This window comes from Pseudomonas sp. NPDC087029 (assembly GCF_044745345.1).
GTDB lineage: Bacteria > Pseudomonadota > Gammaproteobacteria > Pseudomonadales > Pseudomonadaceae > Aquipseudomonas > Aquipseudomonas faucium.
The window spans coordinates 106,677-122,870 of record NZ_JBIVAB010000016.1 but is presented as its reverse complement, the minus strand read 5'-3'; the positions used below and the strand labels follow the sequence as shown (position 1 = coordinate 122,870).

The 16,194-nt window shown below is 65.7% G+C and carries 18 protein-coding genes; 11 read left to right on the top strand and 7 right to left on the bottom strand.

Annotated features, from left to right (window positions below; translation table 11 throughout):
* Window positions 1-17: 17 nt before the first annotated feature.
* The 4 genes from hbdH to ACIPG5_RS21795 all read left to right on the top strand — a co-directional run bounded on the left by hbdH (window position 18) and on the right by ACIPG5_RS21795 (window position 4,144).
* Window positions 18-788 (top strand): 3-hydroxybutyrate dehydrogenase, encoded by a 771-nt coding sequence (gene hbdH, locus ACIPG5_RS21810; RefSeq protein ID WP_176512076.1) that lies wholly within the window; start codon window positions 18-20, stop codon window positions 786-788.
* A 55-nt stretch (window positions 789-843) separates the two neighbouring features.
* Window positions 844-1,323 carry a serine protease inhibitor ecotin gene (eco, locus tag ACIPG5_RS21805; RefSeq protein WP_176512075.1) on the top strand — a complete coding sequence of 160 codons (480 nt, stop codon included), beginning with the start codon at window positions 844-846 and terminating at the stop codon, window positions 1,321-1,323.
* Between the two features lie 84 nt (window positions 1,324-1,407).
* A complete protein-coding gene (locus tag ACIPG5_RS21800) occupies window positions 1,408-1,683 on the top strand; it encodes a peptidylprolyl isomerase (RefSeq protein ID WP_008095636.1) in 276 nt (91 codons plus the stop codon).
* A gap of 136 nt (window positions 1,684-1,819) precedes the next feature.
* Window positions 1,820-4,144: an autotransporter outer membrane beta-barrel domain-containing protein gene (locus ACIPG5_RS21795; RefSeq protein ID WP_401378081.1), complete on the top strand. Its 2,325-nt coding sequence runs from the start codon at window positions 1,820-1,822 to the stop codon at window positions 4,142-4,144.
* On the opposite strand, the gene ACIPG5_RS21790 is transcribed toward ACIPG5_RS21795, so the two are convergent.
* Complete coding sequence (locus tag ACIPG5_RS21790) at window positions 4,141-4,764, bottom strand: LysE family translocator (RefSeq protein WP_236193350.1); 624 nt, start codon at window positions 4,762-4,764, stop codon at window positions 4,141-4,143. The two genes, ACIPG5_RS21795 and ACIPG5_RS21790, sit on opposite strands and share 4 nt — an antisense overlap.
* A 154-nt stretch (window positions 4,765-4,918) precedes the next feature.
* On the opposite strand from ACIPG5_RS21790, the gene ACIPG5_RS21785 reads away from it, so the two are divergent.
* Together ACIPG5_RS21785 and ACIPG5_RS21780 are read left to right on the top strand one after the other, a co-directional pair.
* Complete coding sequence (locus tag ACIPG5_RS21785; protein ID WP_401378106.1) at window positions 4,919-5,734, top strand: AraC family transcriptional regulator; 816 nt, start codon at window positions 4,919-4,921, stop codon at window positions 5,732-5,734.
* Between the two features lie 81 nt (window positions 5,735-5,815).
* On the top strand, window positions 5,816-6,430 hold the full coding sequence (locus ACIPG5_RS21780; protein WP_401378079.1) for a LysE family translocator: 615 nt from the start codon (window positions 5,816-5,818) through the stop codon (window positions 6,428-6,430).
* On the opposite strand, the gene ACIPG5_RS21775 is transcribed toward ACIPG5_RS21780, so the two are convergent.
* On the bottom strand, window positions 6,408-7,103 hold the full coding sequence (locus ACIPG5_RS21775) for a metallophosphoesterase (RefSeq protein ID WP_401378076.1): 696 nt from the start codon (window positions 7,101-7,103) through the stop codon (window positions 6,408-6,410). The genes ACIPG5_RS21780 and ACIPG5_RS21775 overlap by 23 nt on opposite strands.
* Window positions 7,104-7,307: 204 nt before the next feature.
* Here ACIPG5_RS21775 and ACIPG5_RS21770 point away from each other — a divergent pair, with 204 nt between their 5' ends.
* Window positions 7,308-7,550 (top strand): hypothetical protein, encoded by a 243-nt coding sequence (locus tag ACIPG5_RS21770; protein ID WP_401378074.1) that lies wholly within the window; start codon window positions 7,308-7,310, stop codon window positions 7,548-7,550.
* On the opposite strand, the gene ACIPG5_RS21765 is transcribed toward ACIPG5_RS21770, so the two are convergent.
* Together ACIPG5_RS21765 and ACIPG5_RS21760 are read right to left on the bottom strand one after the other, a co-directional pair.
* Window positions 7,547-8,047, bottom strand: a complete 501-nt coding sequence (locus ACIPG5_RS21765) for a methylated-DNA--[protein]-cysteine S-methyltransferase (RefSeq protein ID WP_236193345.1) — start codon at window positions 8,045-8,047, stop codon at window positions 7,547-7,549. The two genes, ACIPG5_RS21770 and ACIPG5_RS21765, sit on opposite strands and share 4 nt — an antisense overlap.
* 85 nt (window positions 8,048-8,132) lie before the next feature.
* Window positions 8,133-8,927: a lipopolysaccharide biosynthesis protein gene (locus ACIPG5_RS21760; protein ID WP_401378071.1), complete on the bottom strand. Its 795-nt coding sequence runs from the start codon at window positions 8,925-8,927 to the stop codon at window positions 8,133-8,135.
* Window positions 8,928-9,143: 216 nt separating this feature from the next.
* On the opposite strand from ACIPG5_RS21760, the gene ACIPG5_RS21755 reads away from it, so the two are divergent.
* On the top strand, window positions 9,144-9,344 hold the full coding sequence (locus ACIPG5_RS21755; protein ID WP_176518199.1) for a hypothetical protein: 201 nt from the start codon (window positions 9,144-9,146) through the stop codon (window positions 9,342-9,344).
* A gap of 18 nt (window positions 9,345-9,362) precedes the next feature.
* On the opposite strand, the gene ACIPG5_RS21750 is transcribed toward ACIPG5_RS21755, so the two are convergent.
* The gene (locus tag ACIPG5_RS21750) at window positions 9,363-9,797 is read right to left on the bottom strand and encodes a MerR family transcriptional regulator (protein ID WP_401378068.1); all 435 of its coding nucleotides are present in this window, start codon (window positions 9,795-9,797) and stop codon (window positions 9,363-9,365) included.
* Window positions 9,798-9,907: 110 nt separating this feature from the next.
* Between ACIPG5_RS21750 and ACIPG5_RS21745 the strand changes: the two genes are divergently transcribed.
* On the top strand, window positions 9,908-11,146 hold the full coding sequence (locus ACIPG5_RS21745) for an NADH:flavin oxidoreductase/NADH oxidase family protein (RefSeq protein WP_401378065.1): 1,239 nt from the start codon (window positions 9,908-9,910) through the stop codon (window positions 11,144-11,146).
* 14 nt (window positions 11,147-11,160) lie between these two features.
* Here the strand turns inward: ACIPG5_RS21745 and ACIPG5_RS21740 are convergent, their stop codons facing one another.
* Both ACIPG5_RS21740 and ACIPG5_RS21735 read right to left on the bottom strand, forming a co-directional pair.
* Window positions 11,161-11,490: a hypothetical protein gene (locus ACIPG5_RS21740; protein ID WP_236193343.1), complete on the bottom strand. Its 330-nt coding sequence runs from the start codon at window positions 11,488-11,490 to the stop codon at window positions 11,161-11,163.
* A 218-nt stretch (window positions 11,491-11,708) separates the two neighbouring features.
* Window positions 11,709-12,077 (bottom strand): hypothetical protein, encoded by a 369-nt coding sequence (locus ACIPG5_RS21735; RefSeq protein ID WP_236235942.1) that lies wholly within the window; start codon window positions 12,075-12,077, stop codon window positions 11,709-11,711.
* 292 nt (window positions 12,078-12,369) lie between these two features.
* On the opposite strand from ACIPG5_RS21735, the gene ACIPG5_RS21730 reads away from it, so the two are divergent.
* Both ACIPG5_RS21730 and rbbA read left to right on the top strand, forming a co-directional pair.
* Complete coding sequence (locus ACIPG5_RS21730) at window positions 12,370-13,452, top strand: HlyD family secretion protein (protein WP_401378061.1); 1,083 nt, start codon at window positions 12,370-12,372, stop codon at window positions 13,450-13,452.
* A gap of 3 nt (window positions 13,453-13,455) precedes the next feature.
* Complete coding sequence (rbbA, locus tag ACIPG5_RS21725; RefSeq protein ID WP_401378058.1) at window positions 13,456-16,194, top strand: ribosome-associated ATPase/putative transporter RbbA; 2,739 nt, start codon at window positions 13,456-13,458, stop codon at window positions 16,192-16,194.

Genomic DNA, 16,194 nt, shown 5'->3' with positions numbered 1-16,194 from the left:
TCCAAGGAGATGTTTGCATGACACTCAAAGGCAAGACTGCACTGGTTACCGGCTCCACCAGCGGCATCGGCCTGGGTATTGCCCAGGTCCTGGCGCGCGCCGGCGCGGACATTCTGCTCAATGGTTTCGGCGACCCTTCGGCGGCGTTGGCCGAGGTTGCCAGGCACGGGGTGAAGGTGGCGCACCACCCGGCCGACCTGTCCGACGTGGCGCAGATCGAGGCGCTGTTCGCCATGGCCGAACGTGAGTTCGGCGGCATCGACATCCTCGTCAACAATGCCGGCATCCAGCATGTGGCGCCGGTCGAGCAGTTCCCGGTCGAGAGCTGGGACAAGATCATCGCGCTGAACCTGTCGGCCGTGTTCCATGGCACCCGCCTGGTTCTGCCGGGCATGCGTGCGCGCAACTGGGGGCGGATCATCAACATTGCCTCGGTGCACGGGCTGGTGGGCTCCACCGGCAAGGCGGCCTACGTGGCCGCCAAGCATGGGGTGGTCGGCCTGACCAAGGTGGTGGGCCTGGAAACCGCCACCAGCAACGTCACCTGCAACGCCATCTGCCCAGGTTGGGTGCTGACCCCGCTGGTGCAGAAACAGATCGACGAGCGCGCCGCCAAGGGCATAGACCCACATCAAGCAGAGGAGGATCTGCTGGCCGAGAAGCAGCCTTCATTGGCCTTCGTCACCCCCGAGCACCTGGGCGAGCTGGTACTATTCTTGTGCAGCGAGGCCGCAAGCCAGGTCCGCGGCGCCGCCTGGAACGTCGATGGCGGCTGGTTGGCCCAGTGACGGGCAGCCTGGGCCTGGCGCTGGTCTTGCACCTGTTCAACTGCAAGGAGGCCCTATGCGCCCAACCCACATGTCCGCGATGTTCGCCCTGGCCCTGGCTGCCGCTGCCCCAGTGATGGCGGCCAGCCTTAAAGATGTCGCGCCCTACCCCGAGGCGGAAAAAGGCTACACCCGGCAGGTGATTCACCTGCCGGCACAACCCGACGAGTCGGCCCACAAGCTGGAAATCCTGGCGGGCAAGACCCTGCAGGTCGACTGCAACCGCCAGCGCCTGGCCGGCAGCCTGGAGGAACGCACCCTGGAAGGCTGGGGCTACAGCTACTACCGCCTGGACAAGGTCGGTGGCCCGGCTACCACCTTGATGGCCTGCCCGGACGGCAAGAAGACCGAGGCCTTCGTGCCGGTGGTCGGTGAAGGCTTCATGCTGCGCTACAACAGCAAGCTGCCGGTGGTGGTCTACGTGCCGCAAGGCGTCGAGGTGCGCTACCGCGTGTGGTCGGCCTCCGAAGACGTGCAAAAGGCCAAGGTAGAGTAAGATCGGCCGCCATTGTGCCAACGCGCAGCCCGCGCGATCAGGCATAATGGCGGCCTTTTTTTTGCCCCGAAGCACAGGTGCCCCATGAAAGCTCAAGCCCGCCACATCCTGGTCAAGACCGCTGACGAAGCCGAAAAGCTCAAGCAGCGCATCGCCAACGGCGAGGCCTTCGACGTGCTGGCCAAGAAGTTCTCCACCTGCCCGTCGGGCAAGCGCGGTGGTGATCTGGGCGAAGTGCGGCCGGGGCAGCTGGTGGGCGCCATCGACCAGGTGATCTTCAAGAAGCCCTTGCGCGTGGTGCACGGCCCGATCAAGTCGAAATTCGGCTACCACCTGGTACAGACCTTCTACCGCGACTGATAGCCCATCGCCGCCTGGCATTTTTGTCAGTTGCGCTTACCCCGTCATACCCCTACAACTCAGGCAGGGCCGGAACCTGCCCCGCACGGCACGCTTCCAGACAGTGGTCCATCCCCATGGCCATGGAGACCTGCCGATGCGTTATGCCCGCCTGCTTGCACCTGCCGCACTGCCCTTGCTCACCCTGCCGCTACTGGCGCATGCCGAAGACCTGCGGGTAGCGGCCGGCGACAACCTCGGCGCCGTGGCACAGACCCCGGCCATCGACGACTTCAACATGACCGGTGGCACGGTCCAGTCGCTCAACCAAGGGCTGGGCTACGACACCTTCAACATGTCCGGCGGGCGCATCATCGGCGCCTTCGAGGATGGCGATCGGGCCATCTTCAGCGGCGGGCGCATTGGCCGGGTCGATCTGAAGCTTGCCGACAACTACTTCGAAATGTCCCAGGACACGGCCGAGCCCACCCTCATCGATGGCAACCTGGTCAGCGGCTTCGGCAACGACACGATCATCCTGCGGGGCGGCGCCATCGGCGGCAACATCAGCACCAGCGGCGGCGTGGACAGCATCACCCTCAGCGGTGGCAGCCTGGGCGGCAACGTGCTGGCCAGTGCCGGGAATGACCTTTTCAACTGGTCGGGCGGCAGTATCGGCGGGCGCGTCGACATGGGCCTGGGGGATGACCAGGCGAACATCAGCAACCTCGATGGCAGTAGCGTTCCCCTCGACGGTGGCGATGGCAACGACACGCTGAGCTTTGCCAACAGCGCCATCGTCGGCGGCGCCCTCTATCCCAACTGGGAGACCGTCAACGTCGGCGACAACAGCCGCCTCAGCCTGGATGACCGCTTTGTGCTGGGCGATGCCAACAGCGGCAGCGGCACCTTGAACCTCGATGCCAGCAGCACCTTGGTGTCCCGCCAGGGCACGGTCACAGCGTTCGGCGAGGGCCAGCGTGCAGTGCTGGTCAACGCCGGCACCCTGGACCTGGGCAGCGCCAATGACGCCCAGGGCCGCCTCACGATCAACGGCGACTACCAGGGCAACGACGGTACCTTGCGGGTGAACAGCGTACTGGCCGGCGACGGTGCGCCTTCCGACCGGCTGGTGGTCAGCCAGGGCAGCATCGGCGGCAGCACGCGCTTGCTGGTCAACAACTTGGGCGGTGCCGGGGCTGCCACGTCGCAGAACGGCATCCAGGTGGTCGAGGCGCGGGACGGCGCCACCAGCAGCAACAGCGCGTTCGTGCAAACCCAGACGCTGTCGGCCGGGGCCTACGACTATCGGCTGTTCAAGGGTGGCGTCACCGCCGGCTCGGAAAACAGCTGGTACCTGCGCTCCACCCTGGTGGCGCCGCCGGCCCCGGCAGAGCAAGCGCCTGGCACCCCACCCGAACCCCCCGAAACGCCGGCCGAGGAGCCCGCAGCCACCCCGCCCGTGGCCGCCCCCGCGCCAGGTCAGCCTGAACTGCCAACAGCCGTGGCCGGCACCAGCGTGCCCCTGTACCGCCCGGAAGTAGCGGTTTACGCCGCCGCGCCACGCGGCGCCGCGATCATCGCCCGCCAGGCGCTGGGCACCTTCCACCAGCGCCAGGGCGATCAGCAGCTACTCGGCGGCCAGGGCGCGGTGCCGGCCAGTTGGGGCCAGGCTTATGGCGGCAACTTGCGTCAGCAATGGAGTGGCACGGTCAGCCCGAGCCTGGACGGCGACCTGTACGGTTTCAAGGTCGGCCAGGACCTGTACGCCAACGTCGACGATGACGGTCATCGCCAGCAGGTCGGCCTGTATGTCGGCCATGGCCGCCTGGACGGCGACGTCAAAGGCTTCGCCCTGGCCGAGCAACACCGCAGCGTCGGTGACCTGCGCCTCGACGGTGACAGCGTTGGCGGCTACTGGACCCTGGTCGGGCCGCAACGCGGGTACCTCGATGCGGTGCTGCAGTACACCCGCCTGGATGGCCGCGCACGCTCCGACCGGGGCGACAAGCTGAACATCGACGGCCATGCCTGGACCGCCTCGCTGGAGTCTGGCTACCCGATCAGCCTGGGCGAGCGCTGGAGCCTGGAGCCGCAGGCCCAGCTGATCGCGCAGAAAGTCTCGCTGGACAGCGCCAACGACAGCGTTTCGCACATCAGCCATGACGCCCAGGTCGAGCTGACCGGCCGCCTGGGGCTGCGCCTGGAAGGCGCCTTCAGCAGCAGCGCTGCGCGATTGCTGCAGCCCTACGCCCAGCTCAACCTGTGGCATGGCGACGGTGGCCGCGACACGCTGACCTTCGATGGGGTGGACAAGATCAAGACCGACTACCGCTACACCTCGGCGCAGCTCGAAGCCGGCCTGGTCGCCCAGCTGGACCCGGCGCTGAGCCTGCACGGCGGCGTGCAGTACAGCAGCAACCTCGACAGCCGCCAGCAGGAGGCCAGCGGCGTCAACCTGGGCGTGCGCTGGCAGTTCTAGCGGCGCGCCGCCAGCAGCCCGAGGCCGGCGCAACCGAGCAGCGAGGCGCTGACCCGGTTGAACAGCCGGCGCGGCCCGGGCTGGTTGAACCAGCGCTGCAGGTACGCGCCCAGCCCGGCATAGATGGCGATTGCCGCCCATTCCAGCAGCAGGAACAGCACACCCAGCCAGAGGAACTGCTCGCTGACCGGCGTGGCGCTGCCGACCGAAACGAACTGCGGCAGGAAGGCGGTGAAGATCAGGATCGCCTTCGGGTTGCCTGCCGCCACCCAGAATTCCTGGCGCGCCAGGCGCCAGGTGCCGCGCGGATGATCACTGGCCACCACGGCCTCGCCCACCGGGGCCCGCCACAGTTGCCAGGCGATGTAGAACAGGTAGGCCGCGCCGACCACCTTGATTATCAGGAACAGGTACTCGCTGGTGTGCAACACCACGGCCAGGCCCATCGCCGCCAGGGCGATCATGCCGCTGAAGGCGACGATGCGCCCGCCACCGGCCACGCAGGCCGTGCGCAGGCCATAGCGGCTGGCGTTGTGCAGCGACAGCAGGTTGTTCGGCCCCGGCGCCATGTTCAAGGCGAAGCAGGCAGGGATGAATAGCAGCAGGCTCGACAGTTCCATTGGATAGTCCTTGTTGTCAGGCCGCTATTCAGACGCCTGGCGGCAAGCGGGTCAAGGTACAGCCAGCAGGCAAAACTGTACGGCCCGCGCTTTGCCGCACCGCGCCTGGCGCTGTTAAGCTCCCGGCCCGACCGAGGAGTTTGCCGTGCCCGAAATGCATACCCTGCTCTGGCGTGACCCGACCCTGCCCTGGGTGGAAAGCCGCCGGGCCTGCCACAGCCGGGCCTGTTACAAGGCGCACAGCCACCCGACCTTTTCCATCGGCGCCGTGGATGCCGGCAGCAGCCTGTTCACCGGCGCCGGCGCCGGCCAGGTACGCCTGACGCCCGGCACCCTGGTGCTGGTGCCGGCGCAACGGTTGCACGCCTGCAACCCCGAGCCCGGGCAGGCCTGGAGCTACCAGATGCTGCACATCGATGGCCCGTGGTTGAGCCAGTTGCGGCTGGAGTCGGGCATCCGTGGCGCCGAAGCCGGCGAGCCGGCGCGCATCAGCCGCAGCCCTGCGCTGTACCGCGCGTTCTGCAGCTTGAATGCCCTGCTGTTCAGCACCGCGGGCAGCGCGGAAAAGGAAGCGGCACTGATCACCTTCATGGGTGACCACGACTTTTCCGAGCATCCGCCGCTGCCCTCGGCCCCGGCACCTGCGCTGGGCACTGCGGTGCTAGGGGAGCTGATCGCGCACATCGAGGCGCTGGACCCTGGCCAGTTGAGCCTTGGGACGCTGGCGCAACAAGCCGGCCTTGGCCGCTACCAACTGATCCGGGCCTTTCGAGCTGCCACGGGCTTCACCCCACATGCCTATCTGCTCAACGCCAGGGTCAACCGCGGCCGGCAATGGCTGCGCGATGGCCTGGCGCTGGCGGAGGTGGCGTATCGCCTGGGGTTTGCCGACCAGAGCCATTTCCAGCGGGTGTTCAAGGCGCACGTCGGGGTCACGCCGGGCCAGTATCGGCAGGGTTCGGCTGTGTAGGCAGCGCTGCAATAATCTTCAATACCTGGCGCGGGGTGGCCAGCACACTGCGGTTTTGCCAACCGGAGCAACCCCGCCGCCATGGAGCAATTCCTGATCGTCGCCCTCGCCCATTTCCTTGCCCTGCTCTCGCCTGGGCCAGACTTTTTCCTGGTCGCCCGCACCTCGCTCAAGGCTGGTTGGCGCGCCGCCAGCGGCGTGTGCCTGGGCATCGCGCTTGCCAATGGGCTGTTCATCGCGGTGGCATTCGCCGGCCTGGCCGTCCTGCGTGAAGGCAGCGCCGTGTTCATCGGGTTGCAACTGGCCGGTGCGCTCTATCTGCTGTACATCGGCGTGCTGTTCTGGCGCCACGCCGGGCAAGCCGAGCTCACCGCCGTCGGCGCTGGGCGGGCCGATAGCAGCGGGTGGCGGGGCCTGGGCCTGGGTTTTCTGTCGGGGTTTCTCAACCCCAAGAACGGGTTGTTCTATGCCAGCCTTGCCAGCATGGTCGCCAGCAGCAGCGTGGGCTGGAAGTGGCTGTATGGGGCTTGGATGTTCGGCATCGTGCTGGGCTGGGACCTGCTGGTGGCCATGGCCATCGGCAACCAGCGCCTGCTGCGGCGCTTCTCACGCGCCCTGCCCGGGTTGCAGCGCGCGTCGGGGCTCATGCTGGTGCTGTTGGGCGCGGCGCTGCTCATGCACCTGCTGCGGGGCTGAGCAGCGTCAGGCTGGCCATGTCCATCAGGCTGAAATGCCCGTTGGCCCAGCCGCCGGTGTCCAGGTGCCAGACATTGCCCAGGCGCTTGGCCTGCAACACCGGCGTATGTCCGACCAGTAATGCTCGCAAACCTGCGACGGGTTCGGTGCCGCCATCCTTGAGGCGTTGCCGGGACCATTGGCACACCTCGCGCACCTGGGCGTCGTCATCGAACAGCAGGCTGTCGCGCAATGCCGCCCAGTCGTGGAAGGGGCTGTCGGCATGCAGCAGCCCGACCAAACCGGCAGCGGTCTGCACCTCCAGGGCAATGGGCAATTGCAGGAACTGTTCGACGAACACCTCTTGCTCGTCCCTGGGCAGGTCGAGGAACCAGCCGCCGCCGGCAGCGCGGTACATGTCCAGGTCCAGGCGCCCACCATGAAAGTGGGTGATCGCCAGCGACTCATGGTTGCCCTGCACCGCGTGGAACCACGGCTTGGCCAGCCACGCCAACGCTTGCGCGCTGTGCGGGCCGCGATCGACCAGGTCGCCGACGCTGAACAGGCGGTCTACCGCTGGGTCGAACCCCACTTGGTCCAGGCACGCCTGCAGGCGTTGGAAGTGCCCGTGGATATCGCCCACGGCCAGGTCGCGTCCATTGCTGTTGGCGGCTACCCGCCGAAACCGGCTCATTGCAGTGTTCCTCGGCTACCGCGCCGGGGCAGGCGCACCTGCTCATGGCGCTGACAGTCAACAGCATGGCACATGGCCCTGCCACGTGCAGGTCTGTCCCATGACTGGTAACCAGTTGTGTCGCAGTAGTATGCTCTTCACCTTGATCTGAAGGTGCAAACGAATGCAAATGGAACGCTGTGCCCGGCTGGATGCCATGGCTGCATGAAGTATCTGTTTTTGACCCTGGGCAGTTTCGCTGCCACCTACTACCTGGTCGGGCTGTTGATCCAAGGCCAGTTGGCCGACATCGCCGAGGGCCTGCGCCACCGCCCCGATGCGCCGACACCTGGCCAGTACCTGCGCGAAGCACGGCCACTTGCCCGGCGGGCGCAGCGGCAGTACACGCTGATGGCGGGCTCGTTGTTGGCGTTGCTGATCTGCCTGGTTGCCTATTGGCTCGGCTAGAGGTCCAGGGCCAGGCTCTGGCGCCCTTCCAGCGCCAGCAGGTATTGCTTGGCCGGTAGGCCGCCGGCAAAGCCGGTCAGGCTGCCGGAAGCGCCAATCACCCGGTGGCAAGGGGCAATGATCGAAATCGGGTTGCGCCCGTTGGCCGCGCCTACCGCACGCACCGCGCTGGGGTTGCCGATCTGCCGGGCGATATCGCTGTAACTGCGGGTTTCGCCGAACGGTATGGTCAGCAGCGCGGCCCACACCTGGCGCTGGAACTCGGTGCCGGCAAAATCCAGCGCCAGGTCGAAGCGCCGGCGCGTGCCGGCGAAGTATTCACCCAGCTGGCGTGCAGCCTCGCGCAGTATCGGCAGCTGGTCATCACGGTGCAGCTCACCCAGGCGCACGCGGTTTTCCCGTTCTTCCTCCCACAGCACGGCCGCCAGCCGCTCGCCGCGCGCGACCAGGGTCAAGGTGCCGACCGGGGATTGCAGGAACGTGAAGGCGCAGGACATGGGCAGGTTTCCACCGCAACAAAGGTTGCCCGCACTCTAGCGCTGCCGGGCAGCCTGCGCATCCGCTTTCTTGCGCAGGCAATCTTCAGGCCGCGATGCGCCGGGCTTCAGTGAGGCCGATCTTGGGGATCACCGCTTGCGGTATGCGCGAGGTGGGCGACAGGTTGTAAACGCGAAAATGCTCGTTCACCACTTCCCGGGCCATCAAGGTCAGCGAGGGCAGGATGCGGCTGTCCCAGTGCTGGTCCAGCCCGCACGGCGAGCGTTGGCCCTCTGCGCCTTCCTCTTCGTAGAAACGCCCCACCGACTGGTCGAGGTCCACGCCCACCAGCAGCACCTGCTCGAAGCCCAGGTGGTAAGCCAGCTGCAGGGCAACGTAGGCCACCGTGCGGGCATCGTAGAAGCCGGTCGACAAATCCTTGCTGAAGGCGATCGAACGGGCCCGTTTGCTCCACGACGCCCGGTTGCAGACATGGCTGGCGTCATGCCCGCGCAGGCTGGTGAGCAAGCCTGGGATTTCGGCCTTGCGCAGGGGGAAGCACTGAGTGGCGCTGGGGATGTCGGCATTGGCGAACTGCTCGGGCCACAGGGCCAGGCGCTCGCTGTCACGCATGGCCTGGGCGAACAATGCCGGCTGTTGCTTGCGAAAGCTCTTGTCGGTGCAGACATAGAAGAACGGCTTCACACCACTGGCTGCCGTGAGTGCGATGGAGCCGTTCATGGCAATCACCGGCAGGTGAGCGAACTCCTCCATGGGGAAATGTTTTGCAGAAGCGCCGGAGGCAAGAATCACCACGGGGCCCTTCTGGGTATTGCGACACGCCTCAAAACTGGAGAACGCCCCGCGTTCAGCATCGAGCTGCGACGGAAGTGTGTTCATCAGGTACATCATCAAATCTGAATACCCCTACAGGGTACGCACGCCTTGAAGCCTGCGGAAAACACTTTTACAAAAACCTTACACGATCAGACCAATGGGTCGATTTCAGGCCAGGCATTCTTGCCGGCCATCACCGAAGCTTTAATTCATGAGCTGCCTTGATGCATACCAACCCAGAGACTAATACTTAAGTCTCTGCCTGGGGAGGCACGAAAGATGCAACCGAGATTCGTTATCGTTCCGGCTGTGCCCATCGAAAAGGAGTCATTGCGCATCGGTAGCAGGTACTTCGCGGCGACCGTATGCGGCGGCTTCGACATCTACGACAACCACGCGAAGGAGCGCCTGAAACCCAGTTATCCCAGCAAGACCGCTGCAGAGCTGCAATGCCAGCGCTTGAACATGAACGCCGAATAACGCCGCGGGGGCATTGGTTCACGCACGGCTCTGGCCTGTTCCTGCCCCCTCGCCCGCCTGCCAGCCATCGATCAGCCGCTCGGCATTCTGCTCGCAATCCATGCCTTCGGGCTTGCCCTCCATACCGGCGATCACCGCCAGCAACTGCGCGCGGTTGTGCGCCAGGCGCTGCTGCATCGCTTCGATTTCCGCCACTTTGCGCTTGAGGCTCGCCAGCAGCAGGCCATGACGCTCGGCACCGACGGCCGATGCGCCGGTGAGCTTGCGCATTTCCTCCAGGCTGAAGCCGGCCTGCTGGCCACAGGCGATGATCTCCAGCGCGCGCACCGTCTGCTCCGGGTAATCGCGGTAGCCATTGCCCAGCCGGCGGGCTTCGATCAGCCCACTGGCTTCATAGAAACGAATGCGTGATGCAGTCAGGCCCGTGCGCCGGGCCAATTCACCGATTTTCATGAAGTGCAATCTCCCTCTTGACCTTAAGGTTTACTTTAACCTTAGCCTTCTGCAAAGCCCAGGCGATCGGCGTGTCGGCCGATACGCGGCGCCATTTTTGGAGACTACCCATGACCCCATTCACCCCCCTGCTCTTGCCCAATGGCAGCACCCTGGCCAACCGCATCGCCAAGGCTGCCATGGAAGAGAACCTCGCCAACCCCGACCAGACCCCGTCCGACCAACTGCTGCGCCTGTACCAGGCGTGGGCCGAGGGCGGCGCCGGGTTGCTGCTGACCGGCAATGTCATGATCGACCCCAGCGCCATGACCGGCCCAGGCGGTGTGATGCTCGACGACAGCCAGCCACTGCAGCGCTTTCGCCAGTGGGCAAGCATCGGCCGGGCGCAGGGCGCGCAGTTCTGGATGCAGATCAACCACCCGGGGCGGCAGATGCAGGCCAACCTCGGCCAGCCGACCGTGGCGCCTTCGGCCGTTGGCCTGGAGATGGGCGGCTTGTCCAAGCTGTTTCCCTTGCCCCAGCCACTGGACGAAGCGCAAATCGGCGCATTGATCCAGCGCTTCGCCCGCACTGCAGCCCTGGCCGAAGCCTCGGGCTTCACTGGCGTGCAGATCCACGCCGCACATGGCTACCTGCTCAGCCAGTTCCTCTCGCCGTTGAGCAACCGGCGCCATGACCGCTGGGGCGGCAGCCTGGAAAACCGTGCGCGGCTGTTGCTGGAAGTGGTCAAGGCGGTACGTGCGGCGGTGTCGCCCGGCTTCTGCGTGGCCGTCAAACTCAACTCGGCCGACTTCCAGCGCGGTGGGTTCGAGCCGGCGGATGCTCGCCAGGTGGTGCTCTGGCTCAACGAGCTGGCTGTGGACCTGGTGGAGCTTTCTGGTGGCAGCTACGAAGCGCCGGCGATGCAAGGCGATGCCCGTGATGGGCGAACCCTGGCGCGCGAAGCGTACTTCCTCGACTTTGCCCGCGATATCGCGGCAATCGCCAGGATGCCGGTGATGGTCACAGGCGGTATTCGCCGCCTGCCGGTGGTCGAAGAGGTACTTGCCAATGGCGTGGCCATGGCCGGCATCGCCACGGCGCTGGCCGTCGACCCGGCCTTGCCCAAGCGCTGGCAGCGTGGCGATAGCAGCGCCAGCGCTGCACTGCAGCCTATCCGCTGGAAGCGCAAGGCATTCGCCGCACTGGCCTACATGGCGCTGGTCAAGCTGCAGATGCGCCGCCTGGCAGCGGGCAACCAACCTGACACACAGGCCTCGCCCCTGCGGGCGCTGCTGCAGGAGCAGTGGTGCACGCTACAACGCGTGCGTCAGTACAAACGCATGATGAAGCGCAGGCTGGCGCAATGAAGCACCTGCTGGCATCACTCCAGGCAATCCCTGGCGGCCTCGCGCAGTTTGTCGCCAGACAGGAAGCTGCCCTTGTAGAAGGTGGCACGGCTGCCCTCGCGGTAACTGACCACTTCCAGCACCTCGTCCGACCTCAAGGCGCTGGGCGCGGTCAGCCGGTAACCATGGGCGATGGACTTCTGCGTGGTGGCCGGGGCCACGGCTTGCCACTTTGGCAGCACACAGGCCGCATATTCACTGGGCGACTTTGGAGTCAGCTTGCTGGCGGTAGGTTTGCCAGGGTTGGCACAGCCGGCAAGGCCCAAAGCCAGAGCGGCACAGAAAAGAATGCGAAAGGTAGGCATTTGCAATTGACCGATAGGGACGAGCGCTATTTTAGCCAGGCTTGCGCAAAAGTACTAATCAACCAAGGTAGTGCCGCGTGCGACCTGCTCCGCGCCAGACTTCCGTCGCATTTCAATCGCCGGCAACTTGCGTAGAATTCGCGGCGCTGATGGATCAGCACCCATCGCAAAAAGCCCGCGCTCCAGGGTGCGGGCTTTTTGTTCTGTCTTACTTGCAATCAGGCTTTGGAACACATCAACGCGGCATCGAGCAACCTGCCATGGTCATACCAGGCATCGCGCTGATAAGCCGTGAAGTGACGCTGGGCGCCACTGCCCTGCACTTCCACCAGGCCATTGGCCTTGTTGGGGTCGGTGCTGTCCACATAGAGCTTGACCGAATCGCCGGTGCCCTCTTCGAAGGTGGCGGTATTGCTTTGCAGTTCTCCTTTTACACATCCCAAGTAGTCGGGTGCACTTCGTTGGGTGGTACCGGAGGTGTAATCGTGGCCGTCACGTACATCAGGGTTCTGTGCGCACCCCGCCATGAATACGGTGGCCAACGCCGATACCAGTATTGCGCCTGCGAATGAACTTGAACGCTTCACGCGACACACTCCTGCTGCCCCGTCGATCACGCAGTACAAACCCGCAACTGCATAAAGCCCCTGTTTTAATTCTCTATGCCGAACATGGTACGCCTGCTAACTATCGGGGCAATATGCTGGTTCGCTATATGGCTTTATCGCGGAACTGACTGAGTACTGCTCCCCACTCAAGCCTTGCCTCAAGTCAACATGCGCTTTGCGCAAACTGGCACGCTGTGCAGCATCGGGCGAAGTCGATACCGCCCCTCTCGCCCGTCACCGAACCCAACCTCGTAAACGCGTCGAGCTGCCCATGACCCTGCTATCCGCTTTGCCCAAGAATAAACTCCTCGTCGCCGCCATTGCCGCCGGCGCCCTGGCGCTGGGCTGGTGGGCCTGGCAGAACCTGGCGCACACAGGGCCCGGCGACGGCTTCGTCAGTGGCAACGGGCGTATCGAGGCCACCGAGATCGACGTGGCCACCAAGCTGCCCGGGCGTATCCAGGACATCCTGGTCAACGAAGGTGACTTCGTCAAAGCCGGCCAGGTGCTGGCCACCATGCAACTCGACACCCTCCAGGCGCAACGCGACGAAGCCGAAGCCACTCTGCACCAGGCCGAGCACGCGGTGGCCGCCGCCGAAGCCCAGGTTGCCCTGCGCGAAAGCGATGCTGCCGCAGCCGAGGCTCTGGTCGGCCAGCGCGATGCCGAACTGGACGCCGCCCAGCGCCGCCACGGCCGCACGCAAACCCTGGCCAAAGAAGGCGCTACCTCGCAGCAACAACTGGACGATGACCGCGCCAACCTGCGCGGTGCCCAGGCTGCCCTGGCTGCCGCCAAGGCCCAGGTCAGGGCCGCCAAGGCGGCAATCAAGGCCGCCGAAGCCCAGCGCATCGGTGCCCAGTCTGCCGTCGGCGCCGCCAGGGCCTCGTTGCACCGGGTCGAGGCCGATATCCGCGACAGCGAACTCAAGACCCCACGCAGCGGCCGCGTGCAGTTCCGCGTGGCCCAGCCCGGCGAGGTGCTTGCCGCCGGTGGCCGGGTATTGAACGTGATCGATCTGGCGGACGTGTACATGACCTTCTTCCTGCCCAACGAAGTCGCCGGCCAGGTGGCCCTGGGCAGTGAGGTGCGCATCGTCCTCGACGCGGCGCCGGACACGCCGCTGCCTGCCACCGTGTCGTTCGTCGCCAGCGCCGCGCAGTTCACGCCCAAGACCGTGGAAACCGCCTCCGAGCGGCAGAAGCTGATGTTCCGGGTCAAGGCCCAGCTCCCGCCACACCTGCTGCAACGCTACCTGGAATACGTCAAGACCGGCCTGCCCGGCGTGGCCTGGGTCAAGCTCGACACCCAGGCCCAGTGGCCGGCCTCGCTGAACTCGAAGCTCACGGAGTAAGCCATGCGCGTTTCGCCCCCTGGCCTGGTGGCTCAGGTCGAGCACGTCACCCTGCGCTATGGCGCTACCGTCGCGCTCGATGACCTGAGCCTGGACGTCCCAAGTGGGCGCATGATCGGCCTGATCGGCCCCGACGGCGTCGGCAAGTCGAGCCTGCTGTCGCTGCTGGCGGGCGCCCGGGTGATCCAGCAGGGCCACATCCAGGTGCTGCAAGGCGACATGGCCAGCAAACGCCACCGCGATGCCGTGTGCCCGCGCATCGCCTACATGCCCCAGGGCCTGGGCAAGAACCTCTACCCCACGCTTTCGGTGGAAGAGAACCTGCAGTTCTTCGCCCGCCTGTTCGGCCACGCTGCCGACGAACGCCGCCGGCGCATCGACGAGTTGACCCGCAGCACCGGCCTCTTGCCGTTTCTCGCCCGCCCCGCCGGCAAGCTGTCGGGCGGCATGAAGCAGAAGCTGGGCCTGTGTTGCGCCTTGATCCACGACCCCGATTTCCTGCTGCTCGACGAACCCACCACAGGCGTCGACCCGTTGGCCCGTGCGCAGTTCTGGGAGCTGATCGCGCGCATCCGCCTGGAGCGCCCGGGCATGAGCGTGATCGTCGCCACCGCCTACATGGACGAAGCCCAGCGTTTCGATTGGCTGGTAGCCATGGACGACGGCCGCATCCTCGCCACCGGCACGCCCGAGGCGCTGCTGGCGCGCACCCGTTGCCCATCGCTTGAAGAAGCCTTCATCGCGCTTTTGCCCGACGACAAGAAACGCGGCCATCAACCCGTGCTGATCCCACCGCTGCAGGCCGACGAAAACGATATCGCCATCGAGGCCCAGGGCCTGACCATGCGCTTTGGCGACTTCACGGCCGTCGACCAGGTGTCGTTTCGCATCCGCCGTGGCGAGATCTTCGGCTTCCTCGGCTCCAACGGCTGCGGCAAGTCCACCACCATGAAGATGCTCACCGGCCTGCTGCCGGCCAGCGAAGGCCGGGCCTGGCTGTTCGGCAAGGAGATCGACCCCAGGGACATCGACACCCGCAGCCGGGTGGGCTACATGTCCCAGGCGTTTTCCCTGTATGGCGAGCTGACCGTGCGCCAGAACCTGGTGCTGCATGCCCAGCTGTTCCACGTGCCGGACGCCGAGGTGCCGGGGCGCGTGGAGGAAATGGTCGAGCGCTTTGGCCTGGGCCAGGTGCTGGACCGCCTGCCGGCTGCCATCCCGCTGGGCATGCGCCAGCGCCTGTCGCTGGCCGTGGCCATGGTGCACAAGCCCGAACTGTTGATCCTCGACGAGCCCACCTCCGGCGTCGACCCGGTGGCCCGCGACAATTTCTGGAATTTGCTGGTGGCGCTGTCGCGGCGCGACAAGGTCACCATCTTCATCTCGACCCACTTCATGAACGAAGCCCAGCGCTGCGACCGCATGTCGATGATGCATGCTGGCAAGGTGCTGGACAGCGACACGCCCGCCAAGCTGGTGGAAAAGCGCGGCGCCAGCAGCCTTGAACAAGCCTTCATCGGCTACCTCATCGAAGCGAGCGGTGAAACTGCCGCCGAGCCACCCGGGCCTGCTGCCGACACCCCGGCCGCGCCTGCGCCGCAGCTCGCCAGGCAGCGCCGGTTCAGCCTGCAACGCCTGCTCAGCTACAGCTGGCGGGAAGCCCTGGAACTCAGGCGCGACCCCATCCGTGCCACCCTGGCCCTGGCCGGTTCGCTGCTGCTGATGTTCGTGATCGGCTTCGGCATCAACATGGAAGTGGAGAACCTCACTTACGCCGTGCTCGACCGCGACCAGACCACCTTCAGCCACAGCTACACCCTGAGCCTGGAAGGCTCGCGCTACTTCATCGAGCGCCCGCCCCTGACCAGCTACGAGGACCTGGACCAGCGCATGCGCCGCGGCGAGATCGCCCTGGCCATCGAGATCCCTTCAGGCTTCGGGCGCGACCTGGTGGCGGGGCGCAACGTGCAGATCGGCGCCTGGATCGATGGCTCGATGCCGCAACGCGCCGAAACCGTGCAGGGCTATGTGCAAGGCATCCACCAGCACTGGCTGCAGGAGCAGACGCGCCACCTGCGCGGGGCTGGCGCTGCGCGACTGGTCGATATCCAGAGCCGCTACCGCTACAACCCCGACATCGCCAGCCTGCCGGCCATGGTGCCGGCGGTCATCCCGCTGTTGCTGCTGATGCTGCCGGCCATGCTCACGGCGCTGTCGGTGGTGCGCGAGAAGGAGCTGGGCTCGATCCTCAACCTGTACGTCACGCCCATCACCCGTACCGAGTTTCTGCTGGGCAAGCAGTTGCCCTACGTGCTGCTGGCGATGGTCAACTTCTTGTGCATGAGCCTCCTGGCGGTCACCGCGTTCGGTGTGCCGGTCACCGGCAGCTACCTGACGCTGGTGGTGGCGATGTTCATCTTCTGCATCATCTCCACCGGCATGGGCCTGCTGGCGTCCACGGTCACCAGCAGCCAGATTGCAGCGATGTTCTTCGCCATGATCGGCACCATGCTGCCGGCCACCCAACTGGCCGGCCTGCTCAATCCGGTGTCGTCGATGGAGGGCATGGGCCGCCTTGTCGGCGAGGCGTACCCGGCCACGCACATGTTCAATATCAGCCGCGGCGTGTTCAGCAAGGGCTTGGGCTTCGAGGACCTGCGCGGCGCCATCGGCAACCTGCTGCTGGCGGTGCCGGTGATCCTCGGCGCCGCGGTGGCCTTGCTCAAGAAGCAGGAGCGATGA

Coding starts and splice junctions, on each gene's coding strand:
- hbdH (WP_176512076.1), top strand. CDS start 18: ATGACACTCAAAGGCAAGACTGCACTGGTTACCGGCTCCACCAGCGGC.
- eco (WP_176512075.1), top strand. CDS start 844: ATGCGCCCAACCCACATGTCCGCGATGTTCGCCCTGGCCCTGGCTGCC.
- ACIPG5_RS21800 (WP_008095636.1), top strand. CDS start 1,408: ATGAAAGCTCAAGCCCGCCACATCCTGGTCAAGACCGCTGACGAAGCC.
- ACIPG5_RS21795 (WP_401378081.1), top strand. CDS start 1,820: ATGCGTTATGCCCGCCTGCTTGCACCTGCCGCACTGCCCTTGCTCACC.
- ACIPG5_RS21790 (WP_236193350.1), bottom strand. CDS start 4,764: ATGGAACTGTCGAGCCTGCTGCTATTCATCCCTGCCTGCTTCGCCTTG.
- ACIPG5_RS21785 (WP_401378106.1), top strand. CDS start 4,919: ATGCATACCCTGCTCTGGCGTGACCCGACCCTGCCCTGGGTGGAAAGC.
- ACIPG5_RS21780 (WP_401378079.1), top strand. CDS start 5,816: ATGGAGCAATTCCTGATCGTCGCCCTCGCCCATTTCCTTGCCCTGCTC.
- ACIPG5_RS21775 (WP_401378076.1), bottom strand. CDS start 7,103: ATGAGCCGGTTTCGGCGGGTAGCCGCCAACAGCAATGGACGCGACCTG.
- ACIPG5_RS21770 (WP_401378074.1), top strand. CDS start 7,308: ATGAAGTATCTGTTTTTGACCCTGGGCAGTTTCGCTGCCACCTACTAC.
- ACIPG5_RS21765 (WP_236193345.1), bottom strand. CDS start 8,047: ATGTCCTGCGCCTTCACGTTCCTGCAATCCCCGGTCGGCACCTTGACC.
- ACIPG5_RS21760 (WP_401378071.1), bottom strand. CDS start 8,927: ATGAACACACTTCCGTCGCAGCTCGATGCTGAACGCGGGGCGTTCTCC.
- ACIPG5_RS21755 (WP_176518199.1), top strand. CDS start 9,144: ATGCAACCGAGATTCGTTATCGTTCCGGCTGTGCCCATCGAAAAGGAG.
- ACIPG5_RS21750 (WP_401378068.1), bottom strand. CDS start 9,797: ATGAAAATCGGTGAATTGGCCCGGCGCACGGGCCTGACTGCATCACGC.
- ACIPG5_RS21745 (WP_401378065.1), top strand. CDS start 9,908: ATGACCCCATTCACCCCCCTGCTCTTGCCCAATGGCAGCACCCTGGCC.
- ACIPG5_RS21740 (WP_236193343.1), bottom strand. CDS start 11,490: ATGCCTACCTTTCGCATTCTTTTCTGTGCCGCTCTGGCTTTGGGCCTT.
- ACIPG5_RS21730 (WP_401378061.1), top strand. CDS start 12,370: ATGACCCTGCTATCCGCTTTGCCCAAGAATAAACTCCTCGTCGCCGCC.
- rbbA (WP_401378058.1), top strand. CDS start 13,456: ATGCGCGTTTCGCCCCCTGGCCTGGTGGCTCAGGTCGAGCACGTCACC.